This window comes from Candidatus Poribacteria bacterium, from assembly GCA_016866785.1.
In the GTDB taxonomy this organism is placed as follows: Bacteria; Poribacteria; WGA-4E.
This window is the reverse complement of record VGLH01000258.1, coordinates 1-2,347: the sequence shown is the minus strand read 5'-3', so window position 1 is coordinate 2,347 and position 2,347 is coordinate 1. Positions and strand designations below refer to the sequence as shown.

The window sequence follows — 2,347 nt, the reverse complement described above, 5'->3', positions numbered from 1 at the left end:
ACCTTTAGCTGGAACCGATCGAGCTGGGCTTCAGGCAGCGGATAGGTTCCCTCCATCTCCAGGGGGTTCTGAGTGGCGAGCACGAGAAACGGAGCGGGCAGAGCCCGTGTCGTGTCCCCTTCCGTGACGTTTCGCTCCTGCATCGCTTGCAGCAGCGCCGACTGGGTCCTCGGCGTGGCGCGATTCACCTCGTCCGCTAAGAGGATATTGGTGAAGACGGGCCCGGGCTGGAACTCGAAGCGCCTTCCGCCGGAGTCGTCGTCTACCAGGATCCGCGTTCCCGTGATATCGGACGGCATCAAGTCCGGCGTGAACTGGACGCGCTTCGTGTCGACTCCCAGCGCCGATGCCAGACAGCGAACCAACAGCGTCTTTCCGGTTCCTGGCACTCCCTCGATGAGCACGTGTCCCTCGGCGAAGAGAGCGACGACAACGTGCTCCACGGCATCTGTCTGACCGACGACCACGGCTTCGATTGCCCGTCGGAGTTCGGCGACGCCTTCTCTGAATGCCCGAGCCTCGGCGGCTACGTCGAGCGTCATCGCGTCATGTCTTCCTGTGTGATGCGCGCCAAGGCGGCGTAATAGGCTCGAACGCGCTCCTCATAGGCGCGGGGGATCGACTCCGCCGAAAGCGCCGCGTCCGCCTGCCTCTGCGCCGACAGAACGACGTCGACGAAGGGCAACATCGCAGGAGCCGGGCTGTCTGCCTCGCCCCCACGCCGGGCGTAGACGCGCTGCTGCTTCGCGGTATCGAGCAACTGACTGTCCAGCTCCAGCGTGTCTTGCCGCGACAGGCCGGATGAAAATCCCTCGAGTTGAGCGCCCCGCGCGTTGCCAGGGCCCGACTCCTGACCTGGGACCTCGTCGGTTCGCGCCACCGAACCTGCACTCGCCGGATCGATCACCGCAGCCACCGCCGCCTTCGCCCGGCGGATCGCCGCGAGCGCTTCGGACGCTCGGCTTGAGGAATCGGCTTCGAGCGCTCGCAGCGCGTGAGCGATCCGGCGCAGCGTGTCCGGGGACACGGCGGCGGTCTCGACTTCATTCAACGCGCCCATGAGTTCCGGCGGAGGAGCCAGTGTTCCGAGCCGCGCGCGGAGCGAGAGCAGCTCCTGAGCCAAATCTGGCGGCACGTTGGACGCCGCCTGTTCGAGCCCGTCGGAGAGCGGCTGAGCCGAGCTCAGCGAACGCAGTTCGGCGCGAGCGGCATCCAGCACAGCAGCCGACGGGCTCGCGAGTTGTCGCTCGATGTCCGACAGCGCCGCGAACGCTTCCGGTGCGGATCGAACCCGTGCGAGGCGTTCGCTCAGGTCGCGCACGGTGGCGTCGCTCGACATCTGGTCGAGGGCGTCGGTTGCGTCGCGCACTGCCTCGGTCAGCGCGTGTGTTTCGGTCGATTCCCGCCGAGGCAGCAACGCCGGCGTCCATGCCGCGCCAAGCGCTAGCGTGAGAAGAACGAGACGCCACGGAGACAGGAACTCACGCCGCGCGGCGAGCGACACCGCCGGCAGGTGGTCGAGCGCATCGCGGCGCTGCGCAGCGGCAAACGGAGACGGGTCTCGTCGATCCTCCAACTCGTACGCCGTTTGGATGCGGGCGTGGAGTCCGCAACGCTCGTCGATCTCGCCAGCCATCGCCATGGGCCCGGGCGCGCGCAGACGTCCGACGACGGTTCCGGCGACGAGCGTCAACGCCATGCCTACCAACGGCAGGAAGCCAGTCGGGTTCCCTACGAGCCGCCCAACGAGGAGTAGACCGAGCACGACGAGAGAGCCGATGAGCCCGCCTGCCCACAGCCCGGCGAGAGCCGCTTGCAGCCTCCGCCGATGCAAGTGTGGTCTCAGCGCGGCAGCGATCTCTCCATCACCGAGCGCCCGACTTGATGTCATTGAGCCGATCCGGATAGTTCGACGTGATCGCGTCGACGTCTGCGTTCACGAGGCGTGCCATATCGGCTGGCGAATCGACCGTCCATGTCCACACGCTGCCGCCGAGCCGGTGGATGTGCGCGATGGCGGCTTCGGTGGCGAGCTCCCACTGCAAGTCGAGGCAACTCGTCCCGACGTCAAAGGCTTGCTGAACCAACGAGGTCGCCGTCGGTTGGGGTCCTTCGCGCGAGGAGCCGATCAGCAGCGAGGTCGCGATGCGCGGCTCGGCGAACCGAATCTCCCGCAGCGCCTCCGGGATGAATGAGATGACCACGGTCTGATCAAGCCTGTTCGCCTTCCGGACGATCTCCGCCACCGGAAGCGCGGCATCGCGAACCTTCAGCTCGACCACTGCCAGCGTGTTCGCCGGCAGGACATCGAACGCTTCGTCAAGCGTCGGGACACGCTCGCCGACGA

The 2,347-nt window shown here is 66.9% G+C and carries 3 protein-coding genes; all 3 read right to left on the bottom strand.

The genetic code is table 11. From position 1 onward, the window contains the following. Positions 1-542: AAA family ATPase (locus tag FJZ36_19050; GenBank protein MBM3216997.1), on the bottom strand; the 542-nt coding region annotated here is incomplete at its 3' end. Continuing rightward, positions 539-1,891, bottom strand: a complete 1,353-nt coding sequence (locus FJZ36_19045) for a hypothetical protein (GenBank protein ID MBM3216996.1) — start codon at positions 1,889-1,891, stop codon at positions 539-541. The genes FJZ36_19050 and FJZ36_19045, both read right to left, overlap by 4 nt. Then, positions 1,866-2,347: glycerophosphodiester phosphodiesterase (locus FJZ36_19040; protein MBM3216995.1), on the bottom strand; the 482-nt coding region annotated here is incomplete at its 5' end. The genes FJZ36_19045 and FJZ36_19040, both read right to left, overlap by 26 nt.